A 20,714-nucleotide genomic window follows, 5' to 3' on the forward strand; every position below is an offset into this window, starting at 1 on the left:
CAATCCTTGTGCTAGGATTGAACATTGTTACTATAATAGAACCATTTTCTTGAGGTTGTTACAAATGAAAAAGTGTAGGTATATTTTTGCGGGAGCAGTGAGCGCTTTACTCCTGACTTCTCACGTGCATTCCCTGACTAACCCTTTACTACAAAGTAAAGAGGCGATTGTGTTGGCTGACTTTGAAGGAGGTAAGATCCCAAGCCAGTTTTCTACAGACAATGCCGGGATGTCTCTAGTGACAAGTAAAAAATCATCCGCTTTAGAAATTAGTTTTTCCAATCAGCACGCTTCATCTGGTGTGTTATTCAAACCTCAGTCGCCATGGACTATCGATAAGTTTGATGAATTTGTATTGGGGTTTGAAGCGTATAATCCTTCAGATACAACAGTGAATTTAATTGTAAATGTCACAGGTCGAAATGGTGCTACTCAGCGTCGTTCGGTAGGTATTGGGGCTGGTAAGACTGGTACCTATTATTTTGAGTTGGCCGGTAAAGATTTATATACAGATACTGGCTTACGAGATGTACCTCCGTCGTTTAAATCTGCTGCACATAAGATGATTTTACGTGGTGGGTTGGCAAAAGAAGATTACACAAAGGTACAAGCATTAAAATTTTATGTGGACTCAGCTATTCATAGCACCAAGATAGTTATCGATAACGTTAGGTTTGTGCAATCTCCAGAAACTGACGTGAATAGTTTGGTTAATATTGTAGATAAGTTTGGTCAAAGAGCGGATAGAGAATATTCACTTAAAGTGCATTCTGAAGAAGAGTTACGGGCTGTTGCCAATGCTGAATTAGCGCAACTTTCTGTTTCAACAGTACCAGCAGAAAGAAGCAAGTTTGGTGGTTGGAAAGACGGTCCTAAGTTAGAAGCAACAGGTTATTTTCGCACTGCAAAAGTAGATGGAAAATGGTCACTGGTTGACCCCGAAGGCTACTTATTCTTTTCTTCTGGTATTGCCAATATTCGTATGTCGAATACCTCTACTTTTACCGGAGTTGACTTTAAAGATGACAGTGTACGTTATGTGGATCCTAATGATGTCACCCCAGAAGACTCTCAAGGTATTAGTGGAGACTATACAGAAGTAAGAAAAACACAATATATCGCCAATAAACAGCGCCATGACATGTTTGAATGGTTGCCTGAATACGATGATCCGCTTGCTAAACATTACGGCTATCGTCGTAGTGCTCATAAAGGGCCTATGCCTCATGGTGAGGTATTTAGTTTTTATCAAGCCAATTTAGAAAGACGCTATGGTGAGAATGCTCGTGGTTCTTATTTGACTCAGTGGCGTGATACTACAGTTGACCGTATGTTGGATTGGGGATTTACCTCTACTGGAAATTGGGTTGATCCCGTTTTTTATCAAAATAAACGCCTACCTTATTTTGCCAATGGTTGGATAATCGGTGACTTTAAAAAGGTTAGTTCTGGTTTTGATTATTGGGGAGCCATGCCTGACCCATTTGATCCGGAATTTGTAAAACGCGCCAATATCACTACCCAAGTGATTGCTAAAGAAGTATTGAATAACCCTTGGTGTGTGGGTGTGTTTATTGATAATGAAATGAGTTGGGGGGGGGAGGGCGAACCTATTCGCCGTTACGGTATTGTCTTAGATGCCTTGAGCCGTGTTGCCAGCGACAGTCCGACTAAAGCTGCTTTTGTGTCCCATTTACAAAGTAAATACCAAACCGCTGCTAAGTTAAGTCAAGCTTGGCAACGTGACCTGCCGTCTTGGCAAACCCTTGAGCAAGGCGTGAACTACAAAGAAGTGACAGATTTTAATCAAGCCATGTTAAATGATATGTCTGAGTTACTGGATCTGTATGCTTCTGAGTATTTTAAAGTGGTCAGTGAAGCAATCCATACTGTAATGCCTAATCATCTATATATGGGCGCTCGTTTTACTTCTTGGGGCACTTCTCCTGAAGCGCATGTGGCCGCTAAAAAATATGCAGATGTAATTAGTTATAACTATTATCGCGAAGGGCTAGATAGCAGTGAGTGGGGATTTTTAGCTGATTTGGATATGCCTAGTATTATTGGTGAATTTCATATGGGCTCTACTGATATAGGTGTGCCTCATCCAGGTATTGTGCATGCTGAAGATCAAAAAGATCGTGGACGTATGTGGCAAGACTATATGAAAACCGTTATCGATAATCCTTATATGGTAGGTGCTCACTGGTTTCAATATATAGATTCGCCTATTACAGGCAGAGCCCACGATGGTGAAAACTATAATGTTGGTTTTGTCAGTACCACAGATATTCCTTATCAAGAACTAGTAGATGCTTCTAAAGAATTACATCAAACCCTTTATCAACAAAGGTTTGGTAGTGCTAAAAGTGGCATTGATACTGAGCCCAAAGCGGCTGAGAAGTCAGGTTTTTTACAGTGGTTAAGTGATTTGTTTTGAATTGAATTGAGTTCGAGTTAATAGGATTAAACATGAAAATTATAAATAGTAGTATTGCAACTTGTGTTGCTGTTACAGGGGTATTGATGTCGTGTAATAGTGTTACTTTTGTGGAAGAAGCTGCCGCAAAAAGTGACATAGCTAACACCAGCATGGCTCCCGCTAGTCAAGTTGCTGGCACGCAGTTGAATTTAGACGATTGGAATTTGCTGTGGAATGATGAATTTGATTATGCCAATGAACAATTAGAAGAAAACTGGATTTCACAAAATGGCCCGACTGAACATGTTTTAGTGGCCAGTAGTCGCTGGCGTGAAAATGCGGTAGTTGAAAATGGTGAGCTAAAATTGATCACCAAAAAAGAAACCCGAGCAGGGCAAGATTGGACCTCGGGTAATGTCTGGACCAAACAAAACTTTGGTTATGGTTATTTTGAAGCACGATATAAATATGCCGCTGCACCTGCTACTAATAATTCATTTTGGTTATGGCCTAAACATGGTTCACCTGAAGGTGAAAAACAGTGTGAAGTGGATATTAATGAAGGACATTTTCCTAATGTAATCAATTCAAATGTGCACAACTGGACCGATAAATGGACCTTAGCTAACGGTAAGCAAAAGCACTATAACAACCAAATTGCTCATACCTTAATCGGTCAACCAGAACATAACATTGTGTTAGATAAACCTATTTCAACTAACAAAATTCGTCTTACCTCGAAAAACCCTAAAGCCGTACATTTACGTGAATTTAGAGTGTTTTCTGCTGAGCTTGAAGGGTTTCCTGATGCCTTGTCTGCACTTGACCCAAGCATTGTTAATTATGCCGCAGCTGAAGATGTGACTATCACAGATAATGGTAATAATAATGCTGAAGGATCTAAAACAGAATTTTCTGTAGACAACAATTTAGATTCTCGCTGGATATCACGCTCCACAGGTAAAAAATGGATCCAATATGAGTGGGCTGATAAAAAAGAAATTGGTGGAATTCAACTGGTTAATGGGCTGTTAGCACAAGATGGTATCAATAATGGCTGGTTAGAGCCTGAATTAGCATCACGTAATTTAATGACAGATTTTACGATTGAATATTTTGATGGCCAAGAGTGGCAAATCATTCACGATTACCAATCTGCTGAAATAGCGAATTTTGGTGAGCAGTACCACACTTATGGTTTGGCATGGGATGAAGATTATTTCCGTTTCTACTTTGACGGTGAGCTTTATTATACTGTGCGAAATGATGTGTGTTTTAGTGAAACGACCATTTTGTTTAGTCTGGCTATTTTGAAAGGAAATTATTCAGGCGAAATTACCGATGCTCTAGATGGTACAGCTATGACCATAGATTACGTAAGGTATTATCAAGCTAAATAAACCTGAGTGAAAAGTTTAAGCTTTGTAAGTTTTATGTAAACTAAAAGAGCCTTTGTATAAAATGAGTTGTAAATTGAATACAATTTTCATTCAAAAATGCAAAGGCTTTTTTGTGTGTAAATAAGCTTGGCAATCTCAGAGGAATAATAGTGAAAGATAATAAATGTAAAGTTTTAGCAGGTTTAGGTATGCTGCTTTTTGCCGGAGCTGCCTTGGCGAAAACACAACAGCCTAATATTCTCTGGATCATTACTGATGATCACCGTCCGGATTCTATCCAAGCTTATAATCGTGCTACTACAGGTAAAAGTGAAAGTGCATTAGGTTATGTGTCTTCACCCAATATCGACAAACTCGCCGGCGAAGGAGTATTATTTACTCGCGCTTATAATCAATCTCCCGCTTGTGGCCCATCTCGTACCTCTATGCATTTGGGCAAATACCCCTTTAGATCCGGTAAATACGCTTGGGAACAAGTACATCAAGATACAGATTTTGCTACACCAGCTGTTTCCCAAAGTTTAAGAGAAGCTGGTTATAGCACTGCTATTATTGGCAAAACTCACCATGGGGTAAGAGAAAATTTCACCGGTAAGAGTACGATTTTTGATCTTGAAATTGAGTTCAACCGTGACCTCCTTAGAAATGGCTTTGGTGGATTTAATTCCACTGGTGCCTATGGCCTAAAAGACGGTTTGTTATTACGTAGAGATGCAACTGAGACAGTTTATTATGCTAATGGTACTAGCAAAACCTATACTCTAACCAAAGCCGACAGGCAATTGAATGCTGAAGAACAAGCGATTAAAGATCGGGTTGAACAAGAATTCGATATATTAAGAGCCTATACCCGAATTAATAAAGGGCTTATTTTAGGTGGGGTTAATCCACAACCAGCAGATAAAACCGTCGATGCACGTATTGTTGATGAATATCAAAACTATTTAAAAAATTCCGGCAAACCATATAAAACCTTGGCGGGTAGGAAGGTGCAAGGGACTGATAATGATAAACCTGTGTTTGTCAATTTAGGCTTCCATTTACCTCACACCCCTGTGTTGCCTCCTAAAGAATACCGTGATCTATTTGCAGGTAAAAAATACCAATTGCCTGCTTTTGATAGCGAAGAGCTGGCTACTTTCACACCACAGCAGATGCAGATTTATAATGAATCTAAAACAGATGCGATGAAGCCTGAACACAAACAACAAGCGATACGTGATTATTATGCTTTTACTGCTTTTGGTGACTCTTTAATTGGCGAAGCGGTTGAAGACTTTAAAGCTTATTCCAAGCAACAAGGTCGTGAATATTTGATTGTGTTTACTGTGGGGGATCACGGTTGGCATCTTGGCGAACAAGGGATAATGGCTAAGTTTGGCTCTTGGAAAGAATCTCTTAACGGTGCAGTGATAGTGGTGTCATCAGACAAGAAAAAATTTCCGGCGGGTAAAGTGGTGGATAAGCTAGTTGAGTATGTGGATTTTGCTCCGACACTTATGGCCGCTGCAAATATCGATGTTGAAGATAAACGATACGATTATTTAGATGGTGTTGATCTAGACAAGGTTGCCAGTGATAAGATGTTCCGTCGTGATTATATCTTGGGTGAAATGAACTTGGTATCAGGCCATAGGGCATATATGCGCACTAATGACTTTGCCTTTTCTATGCGCACTCGTGATAAAAGAACCGTGGCAGAAACGCCTTATTTGAATGACAATATTACTTGGGCATTAACTACTCACCCGTTAAAAGCAGACATGGCGTTATATGATTTACGTAATGATCCTTTAGAAAGAAATAACATTGCTTATACAGTTGAATATATGCCCTTAGCTAATTGGTTTCGCCAGAAGTTAGGTAATATTACTCTGGGTGATGGGAGGATAGAAATGGACTGGTCAACAAAAAATAGTTACAACCTAAGTAATTTTGCTGCGGGCTCAGATGATAAAATAATCGATATTCCTAAAAATTTAGTGCCCTCTAAAGACATTACTGATTTACAGAGACCCAATTTATAATCGATATTCTTAAAGCCGCAAGGCTAGTAGATGTTGCCAGATAAAATAAAACCACCTTTGTGATTATTCACATTAGGTGGTTTTTTTATTTTATCAGGTTTATTTTTTAGCTTGAATTGGTATGCTTTGGCTTTCGATACTCATTATAAGTTTTATAACCCATGCAAAAGACCATTGCACTTGTTGCCCACGATCATAAAAAACCAGATTTAGTTAAATGGGCCTTAGCTCATAAAGCCGAATTAAGTAAACATAAATTAGTTGCGACAGGGACTACAGGGGGCTTATTGCAGAAAGAATTAGGTTTAGATATTCACAGATTTAAAAGTGGTCCGCTAGGTGGCGATCAGCAAATTGGAGCCTTAATTGCAGAGCAAAAATTAGATTGTTTAATTTTTTTCTGGGACCCATTAAATCCGGCGCCGCATGATCCCGATGTGAAAGCTTTATTAAGATTGTGTTCTGTGTGGAATTTACCTGTAGCATGCACTACTTCTACCGCTGATATGATAGTTACCTCACCATTGTTTATAGGCTCTGACTATAAGAGGGATATTCCTGATTTATAAAAAAAGGCACCAAATGAGCGAAATGGTGCCAGTTACTTTGGTTGGAATTGTCAGCTCGATCCGGCTACTAAAATTAGCCTAATTAGAGCGGGTTAGAAAGAATAGGTTTTAGGCTTCTTTCTGCTGTCTTTTTCCTTTTCGTTCACCTTTATGTTTTCTTTTCATCATACGTTGCATTTTAGATTGTTGTTCTGGCGTCAGTACATTCCACATATCGTGTTTAGTTTTGGCTTGAAGTACTGACATTGCCAAAAAGTCATGTTGATATTCTTGTCTTAATGACGTCCAACTTTCTGCATCAAACTCGGCACTCGTAATAAGAGAGCGCTCAGCTTGTTTAAAGGCTTTTAATTTTTCCTTTAATACTTCAGCACTTTCTTTACTTTGGCTTTTAATGCTTTCTATTGCAGCGGTTTGTTCTGCAGATAAACCACGTTTGAAGCGTTTTTCGCTTTTCCCTTTATTTTTGCCTTTGGGGGCTCGTTTACCTTTATGCTCACCCTTGTCTTTATGAGCTTCCTTCATGGCGGTTAATTGCGCTTTTTGTTCATCAGTTAAGATGCTTAATACTGCATGTCTATTTTCTGCACGTTTTAAACCGGCCTCAAGCATTTCGTTTTGCTGTTGTCCTAGCAACGTTTCTACAGCTTCTTGATCCCATTCAGTAGCATGTACTAAACTGGCGATATCTTGTCTCAACGGTTGAGCTTCTGGTCCAGTTGCTTGGCGATCGGCACGACTTTGTTTAAATATTTGTTTAATATCTTGTTTTTGTGCATTTGTAAGAGATAATTGAGAAAATACTTTTGCCATTTTATGACGTTCATGGCCACGTTCAGGTTTCGCCAATACTTGACTAGAAAGTGCCAATGATAAACACACGGCAATTGGGGTAATGACTGTTTTAAGTTTAAACATATTTTTGTCCTCTGAGTTAAAAGTAAGCTCAAGTTCTCACTGAGCATGTAATCAGTCTAGCTAATACAATGCAAAGAAACGCAAAGGGATTGTAAAACTTGTGTAAAGAGAAACTGCGTAAATGGGTAAGCTGAGTTATAGTGCCGACACTGCAATACTTAAGGTAAGAACATGACCAATAAACATCTATTATTAATTGATGATGATACTGATTTCACTCAGTTGTTATCTGAGTATTTAGGCCCCCAAGGTTATGATATAGATATAGCTAACGATGGTGAAGAAGGCCTAAGTATGGCTACCTCGAACGTACATTATGATTTAATTTTACTGGATGTTATGTTGCCCAAACTCGATGGCTTTGAAGTGTTAAAAAAATTACGTTCTAGTCATTTAACCCCTGTCTTGATGTTGACTGCTAAGGGGGATGATTACGATAAAATTTTAGGCTTAGAGATTGGCGCGGATGATTATTTAGCTAAGCCATTTAATCATAGAGAATTATCAGCAAGGATCAAAGCTTTAGTCAGGCGCATGGCTATGTTGCCAAGTAATAGCACTCAGCAGAACCTTAAATTAGGCGATGTTGAGCTCTCTCCATCGACACAGCAAGTCTATTGTGCAGGGCAATTATTAGAATTAACCGGTACCGAGTTTTCGGTTTTACAGTTATTAATGATTAATCAAGGTAAATTAGTCAGCAAAGAAGATATTAGCGAAAAAGTGTTAGGCCGAAAATTAGCTGCTTTTGACCGAAGTATTGATATGCATGTGAGCAATTTGCGTAAAAAATTATCGGCATTGAGTTCTGAAGAAAAGATTAAAACCTTACGTGGTGCGGGTTATCAATACCTGGTGGCTACATGTATTCCTTAAGCCGATTACATCCCGGGAAAAGTTTATTTTTTCGAGTGTTTTTATGGTTTTGGTTGGCCACATTTTTAATATTTATTAGTTCAATATGGCTGGTTAAACAACTAGATTCAGGAGTTAAATATAGGCCATTACAGCCAAATCAGGCTAAAGCATTAAACCAATTGGCCCGTAAAGTTCAATTTCAGATTGATAAAAATAAAATCAATTTAAACGAATATGCACATATATTGAGTAAACGTAATCGGTTTTGGGTGGTGTTAGTTGATACTGAAACGGGCAAAACTATTTTCGGATTAAATAAGGGGCAGGCTAAAATTAGCCAAGCATTAGAACAATTTGATGTGGAAAGCTCGCCTTTAGTCATGGAAACCCAGGGCAAAACTTTTATTGGCCCTGCACTTGTTGTCAAAGACCAAAAAACCTATTTATTATTCACCGCTAATATTCAGCCTGGTGGAGAACTCAGGGTGATCAGGCAAGAATACCCAGAGTTGTTTTTATTCTTTTTGATCTCCTTTAGTGGTGGCTTGTGTTATTTATTTGTTCGTTCGCTGCTCAACCCTATCCTACAAGTTCAAAGGGCATCTAGAAAAATGGCCAGTGGTGATTTAGCCGCTAGAGTAGGAAGTGCAAGTAAGAGAATGGATGAAATTGGCCAACTGAGTCGTGACTTTAATTCCATGTCTGAAAAAGTAGAGATTTTGTTAAATGGTCAAAAAAGATTATTAGCTGATATATCCCATGAGTTACGTTCGCCATTAGCTCGATTACAATTATCTATAGGTATTGCCCAACAACAGCCGCCAGAACATCAATCTACTGATTCTAAATTAGCCTTAGATAGAATTGAAAAAGAAGCTAATCAAATTGAAAGTATGATTGCTCAAGTTTTGATGTTATCTAAATTAGATAATCAATCAGCTGTTTTAAATAAAGAATTTGTATCATTAGAGCAACTGATGTCGCCAATTATTAATGACGCCATGTTCGAAGCGAGCCAAAAAGGAAAACAGATAAACTACCATTCTCAAGTTCAAGCTGATTTGTTTGTTGATCCTCAATTGTTAGGCAGTGCCATTGAAAATGTGTTACGTAATGCGATTCACTATTCAACAAATATCATCGAAGTCACTATTACCCTTCAAAATAAACACATAGAGTGGCTGATAGAAGATGATGGACCAGGTATGGATACTGAGCAGGTAGAAAGAATTTTTGAACCTTTTTATCGTTCATCCACAGCTAGAGATAGAAACAGTGGTGGGGTCGGATTAGGTTTAGCCATCGCTTTTCGGGCAATTTTTCAACACGACGGGATAATAACTGCAACGAACCAACAAAATGGCGGTTTACAGGTGAAGATATCTTTGCCCCTCTCTGAAAAAGAGTAAGCTGAAAAGTTGCTTTCTACCACTAATGTAGTGTTTTTATTGGACTAGGGAGAAACTAGAAAAACATGAAAATAGAACGATTGATGACCAAAACATTAGTGACTGTTGAATTAGATGACAGCTTACGGGATGTGAAAAGGATATTTGATAACGCATCTTTTCATCATCTTTTGGTGGTAGAAAAAAGTGTTCTGTATGGTGTGTTGTCGGATAGAGATTTACTTAAAACCATTAGTCCGCATATTGGAACTGTGAGTGAAAAAGTTCAAGATTTGGCGACCTTAAATAAAAAAGCCCATCAAATAATGACGCCTAAACCTATTTGCTTAACGGCTGATCAAGATATTTATGTGGCCATCGAAACGTTTAATAAATATAAGCTGTCTTGTATCCCAATTATAAATGAACATAATCATCCGGTAGGGATTTTGAGTTGGCGAGATATTCTCAAAGCTATAGAACAAAATCATAATAGAAAAAAGTTAAAGAAAAGCAAAACTTAATTATAAACTTTATCGTATTTTAGTCACCGAAGAAGGTAATTGTATGTTTACACCTGAAGCAAACTTGGCTGATATTTATCTGCAAACTATTCAACCTTTTTGGCAAAACCAAATTATCCTAGGTGAGTTTATCGGTGTAGGGCAAATTAATATTGCTTATGCATACGTTGTACATCCTGAAGCACTAGGTTCAGTAGTGCTTTCTGCTGGGCGGATTGAAACCTTTCTTAAATACAAAGAGCTAATGTATGATTTATACCAACAGGGTTATTCTGTGTTCATTCATGATCATAGAGGGCAGGGATTGTCAGGTCGCCTGACTGGTCATCCTATGCTGGGCTATGTTGATATTTTTGATGATTACGTGGCAGATTTTAAATTATTTATAGATAAAGTTGTCACGCCTAATAGCTCACATCAAGCTAGCCTAGTTTGTCATTCAATGGGTGGCGCAATTGGTGCCTTATTGATCTTAGCTTACCCAAGTCTGTTTAAAAATGTGGTTTTTTCTGCTCCTATGTTTGGTATTAGACCGGCTTTACCCAATTGGCTTGCTCACTTATTATTGGATATTCATTTTCTGCAGGTAAAATTCAGTAGCACAAATAGTGCGTACTTTTGGGGGCAAAGTGATTACGAAAATGTCCCCTTTGCAGAAAACGATTTGACCCATAGCCAAGTTCGTTATCAATTGTTTCGACAAGAGTATGAAAACCAACCACAGGTAAAATTAGGCGGTGTCAGCGGACAATGGTTAAGGGCGGCTATTGCTGCAATGGAACGAGTCGAAAAAAATGCTGAAAAATTCCCGATACCAGCACTCGTTATGCAAGCTGGAGCAGATACAGTTGTGGATAATGTTCGCCAAACTAAAGTAGCCAAGAAAATGACAAACGCGCAATTTTTGCAAATAGATAATGCTAAACATGAATTACTGGAGGAAAAAGACCGTTATCGGGATATTTGTTTAGCTAACATTCTTAAGTTTATTGCGAATAACTAGATAAGATTTTGTTATTATTCATTTATTACTTTTCTGAAATAAGATCCTCATGTTAGATATCGTTTTATATCAACCCGAAATCCCGCCCAATACCGGTAATATTATTCGTCTTTGTGCTAATACTGGTTTTTCATTACATTTAATCGAACCACTGGGCTTTGATTGGGATGATAAAAAAGTGAGAAGGGCAGGCTTGGATTATCATGAGTTTGCCAAAGTACAAAGGTACCCTGATTTAGACGCTTATTTAGCTGCTCGCCAACCTAAACGTTTGTTTGCTTGCACGACTAAAGGCACTGCTTTTTTTGCACAGGTAAAATATCAGCTCGGCGATGCATTAATTTTTGGACCAGAAACTCGAGGTCTACCTGATGAGGTGATTCAATCTTTGCCTGCAGAACAAAGAGTCAGAATTCCAATGTTACCTGAGAGTCGCAGTATGAATTTGTCTAATGCGGTTTCTGTGTTTGTATACGAAGCGTGGAGGCAGTTAGATTTCGAAGGGGCTGTTTAATATTTTTTTAAATCACTAGGGCCGGATACATAGGCCCTAGTGGCGATTATAAAATGTGCGTTTTTAGATGAAGGCGTAAGCATCGCCAAATAAGTTTTCTACTATCAGCCCTTGTTGGCAAAAATCTGTTCGGACGGTTTTTGCCATTTCAAAACGACCCGCCACAAAAACCTTATAATTTTGTAAATCGGCATACTCATTTAATACAGCTTGATGAACCCAACCGGTTTTGCCTTGCCAGTTAGCGTCAGGTAATTCAATCACAGGGGTAAAATAAAAGTTTTCATGTTCTGCAGCAAAAGCGGTTAATTGTTCAAATGCATACATGTCATCTAATGTTCGAGTGCCCCAAAATAGATGTACCGGAGCAGAAAGTGGCGCTGACAGTAATTTCTCTAAAATGGATAATGTATACGAAAAACCAGTCCCCCCGGCCAAAAGAATGATGGGATGAATACAGACCTTTTTTAGAAAAGCCTCGCCTAATCCACCTTCAACTTCAATTGTTCCAGCTGCCCGCATTTTTTCTAGCACTTGCCCGGCATACTGATTACCTGGCTCAGCTCCAATGTGTAATTCAATTGTGCCATCCTCTCTAGGTGCATTAGCTATTGAGAAAGGGCGTTTATCTTCATCCCCCATAACGACTTGCAAATATTGTCCAGCAAGGAAGCTTAATGGTGATTGAGGTTTAAGTATGACTCGACTGACCACATTGGTGAGAGGTTCAATTTTATCGACCAGACAGGTGATTTTTTGCATGACGTCCTTCTGTATTATTACGACTAGTTTGAATATGAATGGAAAATTCTACAAATAACCTTTGATATTCATCTCATTGGGATTTAGGCTCAGGGTTGGATTATAAACATATGAGTGCCGATATACGAGTCGCTTTAATATGATAATTCAAGGTTTCGTATTGTTAAGTTCAAATCCTGTGAGTAGAGTGTGTTTTATGCAGGTTCTTTGAACGTTTGCTATAAGAATCTATTTTTCTAAGAGGATTGTTTATGACATTTTCATCTGAAATGGTTGATGAGTTAAATTTATTATTAAAATTTCCACATAAGAGTCTGCTGCAAGGACTAAAAATTCACCATGATGCAGAGGATTCAGTTGTATCAGCAGCTAAGCGGTTGTTTGATAAAGGTATTACTACTTTACCAGATGGTGGTTATTTAACCGACCTAGGTCATGAATTAATGGAACATGGTCAAGTTATCAAGTTAGCATTAACTGCAAAATAAAATTAGTCAATCATCCCTATATCGATAAAGATTATAAAATCTAGTTTATTGCCGATATAGGGAATATGAACTCAAAACAGCACTGTTTACCTATGCGATTATCAAAATTATTTTTATCAGTTTTTATCTCTTTCTCTATGTTAAGTTCAAGTTTTGCGGCTGAAGAAATTCAAGCTGTGCAATTATATTCGCAAGATGAACTGATAAAGCTGATTAATCAAAATGAACATTTGTCTCGTGTGGTTTTAGATAAGTGCCAACTTGTACAAGATATCCAAGCCAATGCTGAAACCTTGTTAATTCCCGCGTATCAGTTTTTATGGGGGGATATGTTAGCTTGGGGGGTCTGTGTAGATGCAGATCCTGAAAGAGGTGTTGCTTTTATGCATAAGTCGGCTGAACAAGGCTTACCTGCCGGACTTGAGCAACTAGGCCGTTACTACGCCCAAGGGAAGTTAGTCCAGCAAGATAAAGAACGTGCAGTCGTTTTTTTGCGTGAAGCGTCTATGCAAGGCAGTCTTGCTGCACAAATTCGTTTAGTTGAACTATTTCTTGAAGGTTATGGTAGCCCTTATGATTATGAAGACGCCTACCATTGGTTGTATAACGCGATTACAGCAGATAAAAAACTACATAAAAAAATTACTCAATGTATGCAAGATTTAGAAAAATTAATGCATCCCAAAGCAGTGCGTAAAGCCAAGCGTCCGCTGAATTCATAATTTTTTAGAGCAAGTCATAAATCTATCATTAAATACTAAATACCCGAGCGTCGAATTTTGCTATATTAGAGCTAATTAATAAGTAACTAAAATCTCCAAGGCCCTATGAGCGACGATCCATTTTATCAACGCGAAAAAGAAAAGTACGACAACCCAGTGGCGAGTCGTGAATATTTACTCGAATTATTAGTTAAAGCTAAGAAACCACTATCGTTTCTAGAATTTTGCCAACTTCTCAACGCTGAAGACGAAGATAGTCGCATCGGTATTCAACGCCGTTTACGGGCAATGGAGCGTGAAGGGCAAATCGAATTCAATCGCGATAAAAAGTACGCCAAGTTAAAACTTGAAGAATTGATCCAAGGCCGAGTCATTGGCCATAGAGATGGTTTTGGCTTTTTAAAACGCGATGATGGCGAAAAAGATTTATTTATACATCAAGCACAAATGGCTACTGTGTTACACGGTGATATTGTTTTAGTGAAAGAAAGTGGTACTGATAATCGCGGCAGGCGTGAAGCGCGGATCGCCAAAATTGTTGAACCCCGTACTGAACCTATTGTGGGTCGGTATTTCTTCGAAAATAATGTGGGTACTGTTATTCCTGATGATAGCCGCATTAGTCATGAAATCATGATCCCTAAAGAACAAACCAATGGTGCTCGTCAAGGTCATATTGTAGTGGTGGAAATTGTTCAGCGTCCCCGTAAAAGAGCGAATGGCATAGGTAAAATTGTTGAAGTACTAGGCGAACATATGGCGCCGGGTATGGAAATCGACATGGCTTTACGCACTTTTGATATTCCTCATGATTGGCCTAAGGGGGTCAGCAGACAAACCAAAGACTTAACCGAACAAGTACCTGAAGAAGCTAAAGCGGGCAGAGTTGATTTACGTCAACTGCCTTTAGTGACAATCGATGGCGAAGACGCCAGAGATTTTGATGATGCTGTTTTTTGTAAGCCTTTAGATAATGGTGGCTGGCAGTTATGGGTGGCTATTGCGGATGTCAGTTATTATGTGCGTCCAGGTACTGCACTTGATAGCGAAGCACAAAACCGCGGTAATTCGGTGTATTTCCCAGAACAAGTTATTCCTATGTTACCCGAGGTATTGTCGAACGGCTTGTGTTCATTAAATCCACAAGTCGATCGTCTGTGTATGGTCTGCGAAATGACCATTAGCCCTAATGGCGAGTTATTAGAACACCAATTCTACGAAGCTGTGATGAATTCACATGCACGTTTAACTTACACCAAAGTGTGGGATCTACTAAAACAAGACGCAGAAGCCAACCCTGAGTTGCATAAACGTTACGCCGAACAAGTCCCACATCTTAAAAACTTACATAATATGTATCATGCACTTAAACGCACCCGTGTTAAACGTGGGGCGATTGAGTTTGAAACCCAAGAAGTGAAATTTGTTTTTAATGCACAGCGCAAAATCGACACTGTAGTACCTGTCACTCGCAATGATGCTCACAAACTAATTGAAGAATGTATGATCCTGGCCAATGTATCGGCGGCTAAAACCTTAGAAAAAAATAAAGCTGAAGCCTTGTTTAGAGTACATGCTGAACCCGATCCCGATAGATTGTCGGCGTTTTTGGCTTATTTAGCCGAAGTAGGGATTACTCATAAAATCACAGATGAGGTATCACCTAGTGATTTCACTGATGTAGTGGAAAAAATTCAAGGTCGTGCCGATCAAGAATTAATCCAGACCATGTTATTACGCTCGATGAAACAAGCGGTATACGATCACGAAAATATTGGTCATTTTGGTTTAGCGCTAGAAGCTTATGCTCATTTTACTTCACCCATTCGCCGTTATCCGGATCTTGTGGTACACAGAGCGTTAAAAGCGATCATCGACAAACAAAATCAGCGTAAGAGTAAATCAGGCGGTAAGTCTTATACTGTGGATGAAGTTGAAGCATTAGGTGAACAGTGTTCGATGACAGAGCGCCGTGCTGATGATGCCACTCGTGATGTCGCTGATTGGCTTAAATGTGAGTTTATGCTAGATCATGTGGGTGATGTGTTTGCTGGGGTGATTGCCTCTGTGACTAATTTTGGGTTCTTTGTTCGTTTAACTGAATTCCATATTGATGGCTTAGTGCATATTACTTCCTTAGAAAATGACTATTTCCGTTACGATGAAGTGAAGCAGTATTTGATTGGTGAGAACTCGGGTGTGGTTTATCGCTTGGGTGATCCAGTTGAGGTGAAAGTAGCCTCGGTCAATTTAGATGAACGTAAAATAGACTTTTTAATGGATGGGATCCATGGAAAAAATATAAAACGTTCAGCTAATAAAAAAGCTCCTCGTCGCAAAAAATCGGCTTCTGGAAAAAGTACTGAAAGTGCTGATAAATCAGGAGCTAAAGCCCAAGATAAGCCTGCTTCAGGGCAAAAAAACAGCACTAAAAAACCAGCGGCTAAAAAAAATAGAACCAGTTCAGGTAAAACTAAAGGGGCGCGCAGTAAACCAGCTAGTCCATCAAGAAAGAGGAATAAATAAATGGCTCAACAAGAGTGGTTGTACGGTATTCACGCTTTGGAGTCAGTTTTGCAACGTGAACCTGAACGGCTAATTGAGTTGTTTGTACTAAAAGGTAGGGATGACAAAAGTGTTCACACCATCGTTAGTCAAGCTAGGCAATTTGGCGTGTCTGTCCAATTTTGTCAGCGTAAAACCTTAGATGACAAAGTTGAAAGTAGTCAACATCAGGGCGTGGTGGCTAAAGTCAAACCAGCGAAACAATTTAACGAAAATGATTTGGCTGCCATAGTGGAATCAAGTAAAACTCCATTTTTGTTGATTCTAGATGGTGTGACAGACCCCCACAATTTAGGCGCATGTTTACGAACAGCCGATGCCGCAGGTGTTGATGCTGTAGTCGTACCTAAAGATAAATCAGCAGCACTCACTCCAGTGGTACGTAAAGTAGCTTGTGGAGCGGCAGATGTAATACCTCTAGTGCAAGTGACTAACTTAGCGAGAACCTTGCGTGATTTACAAGATGCAGGTGTATGGATAGTCGGCACGGCTGGTGAAGCAGAAAATAACATATATGACTGCAAATTGAGTGGCCCAATGGCATTAGTAATGGGCGCTGAAGGCAAAGGTATGCGCCGCTTAACTCGTGAACATTGTGATGAACTCATTAAACTACCCATGGCCGGTTCTGTGTCTAGTTTAAATGTATCTGTGGCCACAGGTGTTTGTTTGTATGAGATAGTTAGGCAGCGCGGTTAAAACGTTGCCTTAAGTATTTTTTTCGCCAATTCTCTATCCATACATTCAGTTAGTGGTTTATTGGCGAAATTTTTCTGGTTTGTGTTGTAAGTTTGTCCTACCCAAGTCTGTTGCTTGTATTGTATTTCTACTCGGCAAGTAATGTTTTTTGCTCCCTTATAGATTAGTTTTACTTGCGACGTTCTCTTGATTAACATCTTGTACGGGTATCCCTCATCGGTCAGTATCTCGCCTTGAGCCAATGTTTTGGCAAAACTATTTGATAAGTTTAGTAAACCAATACTTACCCATAGAGTAGTAGTTGCTAGTATTTTAGTTACTCTGTTTATCTTGCTATTCATTTGTCTCGTTCCTTTAGTTGCGTTGTTACCTTGTGCGGTATAAATAATTTAGAATTAACCAAGCTTGCTGACAAACGATGAAAACTAAATTACAGTTAAGTTTTACTTAACTGTTGGTGTGGCTGATGCAAAAATTACCTCCGTTAAATTCGCTACGATATTTTTTAGTCGCGGGGCAAACGTTAAGTTTTAAACAAGCTGCTGAACAGCTTTTTGTGACCCAAGCGGCCATTAGTCAACATATCAAAACGCTAGAGTCATATTTAGGCATGCAACTATTTGTTAGGGGTACTCGACAGGTGCAATTAACAGAGCAAGGCAAACGGTTGTTGCCCGATATTCAGGCTGGATTTGATAGCTTTAGCCGTGGGATCAAGTTATTACAGCAAGATAACAATCCCCATGTATTAAATGTCACGGTTGTAGAGTCGTTATCAACGCGTTGGTTAGTGCCGCGGTTACAACACTTTCAAGCACAATACCCTGAAATCAGAGTGCGTTTGGAGCCTAGCAATAGCGTTAGGCGTTTTGAAGATACTGATATAGATTTAGCCCTTCGATTTGGTGAGGGAAAATACCCTGGTCTAGAGAGCCGCTTTATTTTAGGCGATAAATATGTATTGGTTTGTCACCCCAGTTTGATAAAGCCTAATTTAACTGCAAAAAATTTGTATCAAATGCCGGTACTAGAAGAAATAGGGCCTATTACCGGTCAAGCATGGCAGGCTTTTTTACATCAATACCAATTGCAAGACGACAAATTTAACAAGGTTTTACAGGTAGATGATTCAACAGTGACTATAGTCGATGCTGCAATTGCCGGGCAAGGCATAGCGATGTTGCGTTATAATTTGATTTACGAACAAATCAATAAAAATCAACTTGTTACCTTGTTTGATTTTTCGCACCCCAGTTTTTATTCCTATTATTTGGTTGCTCCCGCACATCATTTTAAGCAAAAAAAAGTACAATTATTCGAAGCTTGGCTAGTTCAACAGATGTCTGGGATACAAGGCTAATAAAGAAAACCTAGGAGTGAATTATTGGCTAAGGTAGAGTAGTGTTTTAATTTATTCGAGAGCAATTTATGAATGCCACTATTTTGGCCTTATTGGGTTATATCGGTTTAATTATTGTGTTGTTGATTTGGCTAGTCACTTATAGAAGCATATTAGTGACGAAGAAAACTAAGGTTGCTAATGGCTTTAAATCGGATGGTTCAGATGTTTCTCCTTTTGGGCAACGTTTGACACGTGCCCAAGCTAATGCAGTCGAAAGTTTTCCTTTTATTGGAGGGCTATTGTTATTGGCCTTAGTCGCTAACTCTTCAGTCATAACCGATAGTTTAGCTTTTTGGATACTAGGCGCTAGGTTAGGGCAAGTTGCTGTGCATTTGGTGTCGACTAGTGTTATTGCGGTGCAAATTCGTTTTGTGTTTTTTCTAGTGCAAATCGCCATTGCTATATATTGGTTAGGCTTATTGGCCTATAAATTTATCTAAAATTAAAGGCGTATACTTTATCCAGATAACCGTTAGTTGAGTTATCATATGCGCCTTATTTTCTGTTGTTATTAAAATTCTATGTTTTCATTTTTTGAACGCTTAACTGATGCGTTTCCGGCTGAACATCCCAAGCAGCCCCCTAACACTCTATTCGCTTTTTGTTGTCATTATACCCAAGGTATGTGGCCGGCTATTTTTGCAGTATCGATTTTAGCCGCTTGTATCGCTGCCCTTGAAGTGTCGTTATTTGGATTTTTAGGTCAATTAGTTGATTTATTAGCGGCCAGTGACCGGGCCACATTTTTACAAGAAAATTCATCTAGTTTAATTTGGATGGCGGTGTTGGTGCTGGTGGTATTACCCTTATTAGTGATTACTCAGTCGATGATCTCTCATCAAAGTTTGATGGGAAATTTCCCCATGAAGATCCGTTGGCAAGCCCACAGATACGTGATAGGTCAGAGTTTAGGTTATTTTCAAAATGAATTTGCTGGTCGAGTCGCCACCAAAGTCATGCAAACAGCACTGGCTGTGCGTGAAACTGTGATGAAAACCCTAGATATATTGGTATACGTCAGTGTCTATTTTGTCAGTATTTTATTTTTAGTGTTCACTGCTGATTGGCGCTTAACGGCGCCTTTAATTGTGTGGTTTGTGGTGTATGTGATTATTTTACGTGTGCTTATTCCTAAACTAAAACGTGTGTCGCAAAAACAAGCGGATGCCCGCTCTATGATGACAGGGCGCATTGTTGATAGTTACACCAATATCACTACCGTTAAGTTATTTGCTCATACCAGTCGGGAGTCAGAATATGCCAAAGAAGGCATGAATGGCTTTTTACAAAAAGTGTATCCACAGATGCGTTTGGCAACTGTGTTATACGCTTGTGTTTGGTTTAGTAATGCCTTGTTAGTGTTTAGTATCAGTGCTCTAGCTATTTATTTGTGGATGTTAGAATTGGTCACGCCTGGGGAAATCGCTATTACAGTCAGTTTATGTTTGCGACTGAATGGAATGTCGCAGTGGGTGATGTGGGAAGTGTCGTCTTTATTCGAAAATATAGGCACAGTGCAAGACGGTATCAATAGTTTGTCGGTGCCTGTGGATGTGCAAGATAAATCACAAGCCAAACCTTTAGATATGCAAGGTGGGGCCATTCATTTTGATAAAGTGAATTTTGGTTATCAAGGTGCGGGAGATATCCCTATTTCGGTATTCCGAGATCTAGATATCAAAATTAAGCCCGGTGAAAAAGTCGGTTTAGTGGGGCGTTCTGGTGCTGGGAAATCCACTTTAGTGAATTTGTTATTACGTTTTTATGATGTGCAAAGCGGCAGTATTAAAATTGATGGTCAAGATATTAAGGATCTACAACAAGAGTCTTTAAGAGCCAATATTAGCATGGTCACCCAAGACACGTCTTTGTTGCATAGGTCGGTGCGAGACAATATTTTATATGGTCGTTTAGATGCCAGTGAAGAAGATATGTTAAAAGCCGCTAAACAGGCTGAATCAGATGAATTTATTCAAACCTTGTCTGATTTGCAGGGGCGCACAGGTTACGACGCCCATGTTGGTGAGCGTGGGGTGAAACTTTCAGGTGGGCAACGTCAGCGTATTGCTATCGCTCGAGTGATGTTAAAAGATGCGCCCATTTTGATTTTAGATGAAGCCACTTCCGCCTTAGATTCAGAAGTGGAAGCGGCCATTCAACATTGTTTAAATAAAGTGATGGAAAACAAAACCGTATTGGCCATAGCCCATAGGTTATCCACTATTGCACAAATGGACAGATTATTAGTGCTAGATAAAGGCCGTATAGTGGAGTCTGGTTCTCACGCTGAGTTATTAGCTAAAAAAGGTATTTACGCCAAATTATGGGAGCACCAAACAGGTGGTTTTATTGGTTTAGAGTAAAAACTGCATAGGGTTCTGAGTTACAACTACGAGCCATTTTCTTGGCGTGGCGAGCTACGAATTTCTATGCTCGTAGCTCGAAAACTTATT

General features: G+C 39.2%; 19 protein-coding genes. 16 read left to right on the top strand and 3 right to left on the bottom strand.

Going from position 1 to position 20,714, the window contains the following annotated elements; translation table 11 throughout:
* Positions 1–64: 64 nt before the first annotated feature.
* The 4 genes from GQR87_RS04090 to GQR87_RS04105 all read left to right on the top strand — a co-directional run bounded on the left by GQR87_RS04090 (position 65) and on the right by GQR87_RS04105 (position 6,418).
* Positions 65–2,440, top strand: a complete 2,376-nt coding sequence (locus GQR87_RS04090) for an agarase (protein ID WP_158966811.1) — start codon at positions 65–67, stop codon at positions 2,438–2,440.
* Between the two features lie 32 nt (positions 2,441–2,472).
* Positions 2,473–3,822, top strand: coding sequence for a family 16 glycosylhydrolase (locus GQR87_RS04095; RefSeq protein ID WP_158966813.1), 1,350 nt, complete (start codon positions 2,473–2,475; stop codon positions 3,820–3,822).
* Between the two features lie 149 nt (positions 3,823–3,971).
* Positions 3,972–5,849 carry a sulfatase-like hydrolase/transferase gene (locus tag GQR87_RS04100; RefSeq protein ID WP_233267398.1) on the top strand — a complete coding sequence of 626 codons (1,878 nt, stop codon included), beginning with the start codon at positions 3,972–3,974 and terminating at the stop codon, positions 5,847–5,849.
* A 161-nt stretch (positions 5,850–6,010) separates the two neighbouring features.
* Positions 6,011–6,418, top strand: a complete 408-nt coding sequence (locus tag GQR87_RS04105; protein WP_158966815.1) for a methylglyoxal synthase — start codon at positions 6,011–6,013, stop codon at positions 6,416–6,418.
* A 108-nt stretch (positions 6,419–6,526) separates the two neighbouring features.
* Here the strand turns inward: GQR87_RS04105 and GQR87_RS04110 are convergent, their stop codons facing one another.
* Positions 6,527–7,336 carry a Spy/CpxP family protein refolding chaperone gene (locus GQR87_RS04110; protein WP_158966817.1) on the bottom strand — a complete coding sequence of 270 codons (810 nt, stop codon included), beginning with the start codon at positions 7,334–7,336 and terminating at the stop codon, positions 6,527–6,529.
* Between the two features lie 171 nt (positions 7,337–7,507).
* Here GQR87_RS04110 and GQR87_RS04115 point away from each other — a divergent pair, with 171 nt between their 5' ends.
* From GQR87_RS04115 to trmL, 5 genes are all read left to right on the top strand, one after another.
* Positions 7,508–8,212: a response regulator transcription factor gene (locus tag GQR87_RS04115; protein ID WP_158966819.1), complete on the top strand. Its 705-nt coding sequence runs from the start codon at positions 7,508–7,510 to the stop codon at positions 8,210–8,212.
* The gene (locus tag GQR87_RS04120) at positions 8,200–9,603 is read left to right on the top strand and encodes an ATP-binding protein (RefSeq protein ID WP_158966821.1); all 1,404 of its coding nucleotides are present in this window, start codon (positions 8,200–8,202) and stop codon (positions 9,601–9,603) included. The genes GQR87_RS04115 and GQR87_RS04120 overlap by 13 nt, the downstream gene beginning before the upstream one ends.
* A 65-nt stretch (positions 9,604–9,668) precedes the next feature.
* Positions 9,669–10,106, top strand: coding sequence for a CBS domain-containing protein (locus GQR87_RS04125; protein WP_158966823.1), 438 nt, complete (start codon positions 9,669–9,671; stop codon positions 10,104–10,106).
* Between the two features lie 43 nt (positions 10,107–10,149).
* Complete coding sequence (locus GQR87_RS04130) at positions 10,150–11,109, top strand: alpha/beta fold hydrolase (protein WP_158966825.1); 960 nt, start codon at positions 10,150–10,152, stop codon at positions 11,107–11,109.
* Between the two features lie 49 nt (positions 11,110–11,158).
* Positions 11,159–11,623, top strand: coding sequence for a tRNA (uridine(34)/cytosine(34)/5-carboxymethylaminomethyluridine(34)-2'-O)-methyltransferase TrmL (gene trmL, locus GQR87_RS04135; protein ID WP_158966827.1), 465 nt, complete (start codon positions 11,159–11,161; stop codon positions 11,621–11,623).
* 63 nt (positions 11,624–11,686) lie between these two features.
* Here the strand turns inward: trmL and fre are convergent, their stop codons facing one another.
* Positions 11,687–12,385 (bottom strand): NAD(P)H-flavin reductase, encoded by a 699-nt coding sequence (gene fre, locus GQR87_RS04140; RefSeq protein ID WP_158966829.1) that lies wholly within the window; start codon positions 12,383–12,385, stop codon positions 11,687–11,689.
* 251 nt (positions 12,386–12,636) lie between these two features.
* On the opposite strand from fre, the gene GQR87_RS04145 reads away from it, so the two are divergent.
* The 4 genes from GQR87_RS04145 (at position 12,637) to rlmB (ending at position 16,859) form a co-directional block, all read left to right on the top strand.
* Entirely contained in the window at positions 12,637–12,873 is a 237-nt protein-coding gene (locus tag GQR87_RS04145; RefSeq protein WP_158966831.1) for a TIGR02647 family protein, read from the top strand.
* 92 nt (positions 12,874–12,965) lie between these two features.
* Positions 12,966–13,595, top strand: coding sequence for a tetratricopeptide repeat protein (locus GQR87_RS04150; protein ID WP_158966833.1), 630 nt, complete (start codon positions 12,966–12,968; stop codon positions 13,593–13,595).
* Positions 13,596–13,700: 105 nt separating this feature from the next.
* A complete protein-coding gene (rnr, locus tag GQR87_RS04155; protein ID WP_158966835.1) occupies positions 13,701–16,121 on the top strand; it encodes a ribonuclease R in 2,421 nt (806 codons plus the stop codon).
* Entirely contained in the window at positions 16,122–16,859 is a 738-nt protein-coding gene (rlmB, locus tag GQR87_RS04160) for a 23S rRNA (guanosine(2251)-2'-O)-methyltransferase RlmB (protein ID WP_158966837.1), read from the top strand.
* Here the strand turns inward: rlmB and GQR87_RS04165 are convergent.
* Entirely contained in the window at positions 16,856–17,200 is a 345-nt protein-coding gene (locus GQR87_RS04165; protein ID WP_158966839.1) for a hypothetical protein, read from the bottom strand. The genes rlmB and GQR87_RS04165 overlap by 4 nt on opposite strands.
* Before the next feature lie 125 nt (positions 17,201–17,325).
* On the opposite strand from GQR87_RS04165, the gene GQR87_RS04170 reads away from it, so the two are divergent.
* From GQR87_RS04170 to GQR87_RS04180, 3 genes are all read left to right on the top strand, one after another.
* Positions 17,326–18,219 carry a LysR substrate-binding domain-containing protein gene (locus GQR87_RS04170; protein ID WP_199271688.1) on the top strand — a complete coding sequence of 298 codons (894 nt, stop codon included), beginning with the start codon at positions 17,326–17,328 and terminating at the stop codon, positions 18,217–18,219.
* A gap of 68 nt (positions 18,220–18,287) precedes the next feature.
* Complete coding sequence (locus GQR87_RS04175) at positions 18,288–18,701, top strand: MAPEG family protein (protein ID WP_158966843.1); 414 nt, start codon at positions 18,288–18,290, stop codon at positions 18,699–18,701.
* An 81-nt stretch (positions 18,702–18,782) separates the two neighbouring features.
* Positions 18,783–20,624 carry an ABC transporter ATP-binding protein gene (locus GQR87_RS04180; protein WP_158966846.1) on the top strand — a complete coding sequence of 614 codons (1,842 nt, stop codon included), beginning with the start codon at positions 18,783–18,785 and terminating at the stop codon, positions 20,622–20,624.
* The last annotated feature ends 90 nt before the right edge of the window (positions 20,625–20,714 follow it).

This window comes from Paraglaciecola sp. L3A3, assembly GCF_009796765.1.
In the GTDB taxonomy this organism is placed as follows: domain Bacteria; phylum Pseudomonadota; class Gammaproteobacteria; order Enterobacterales; family Alteromonadaceae; genus Paraglaciecola.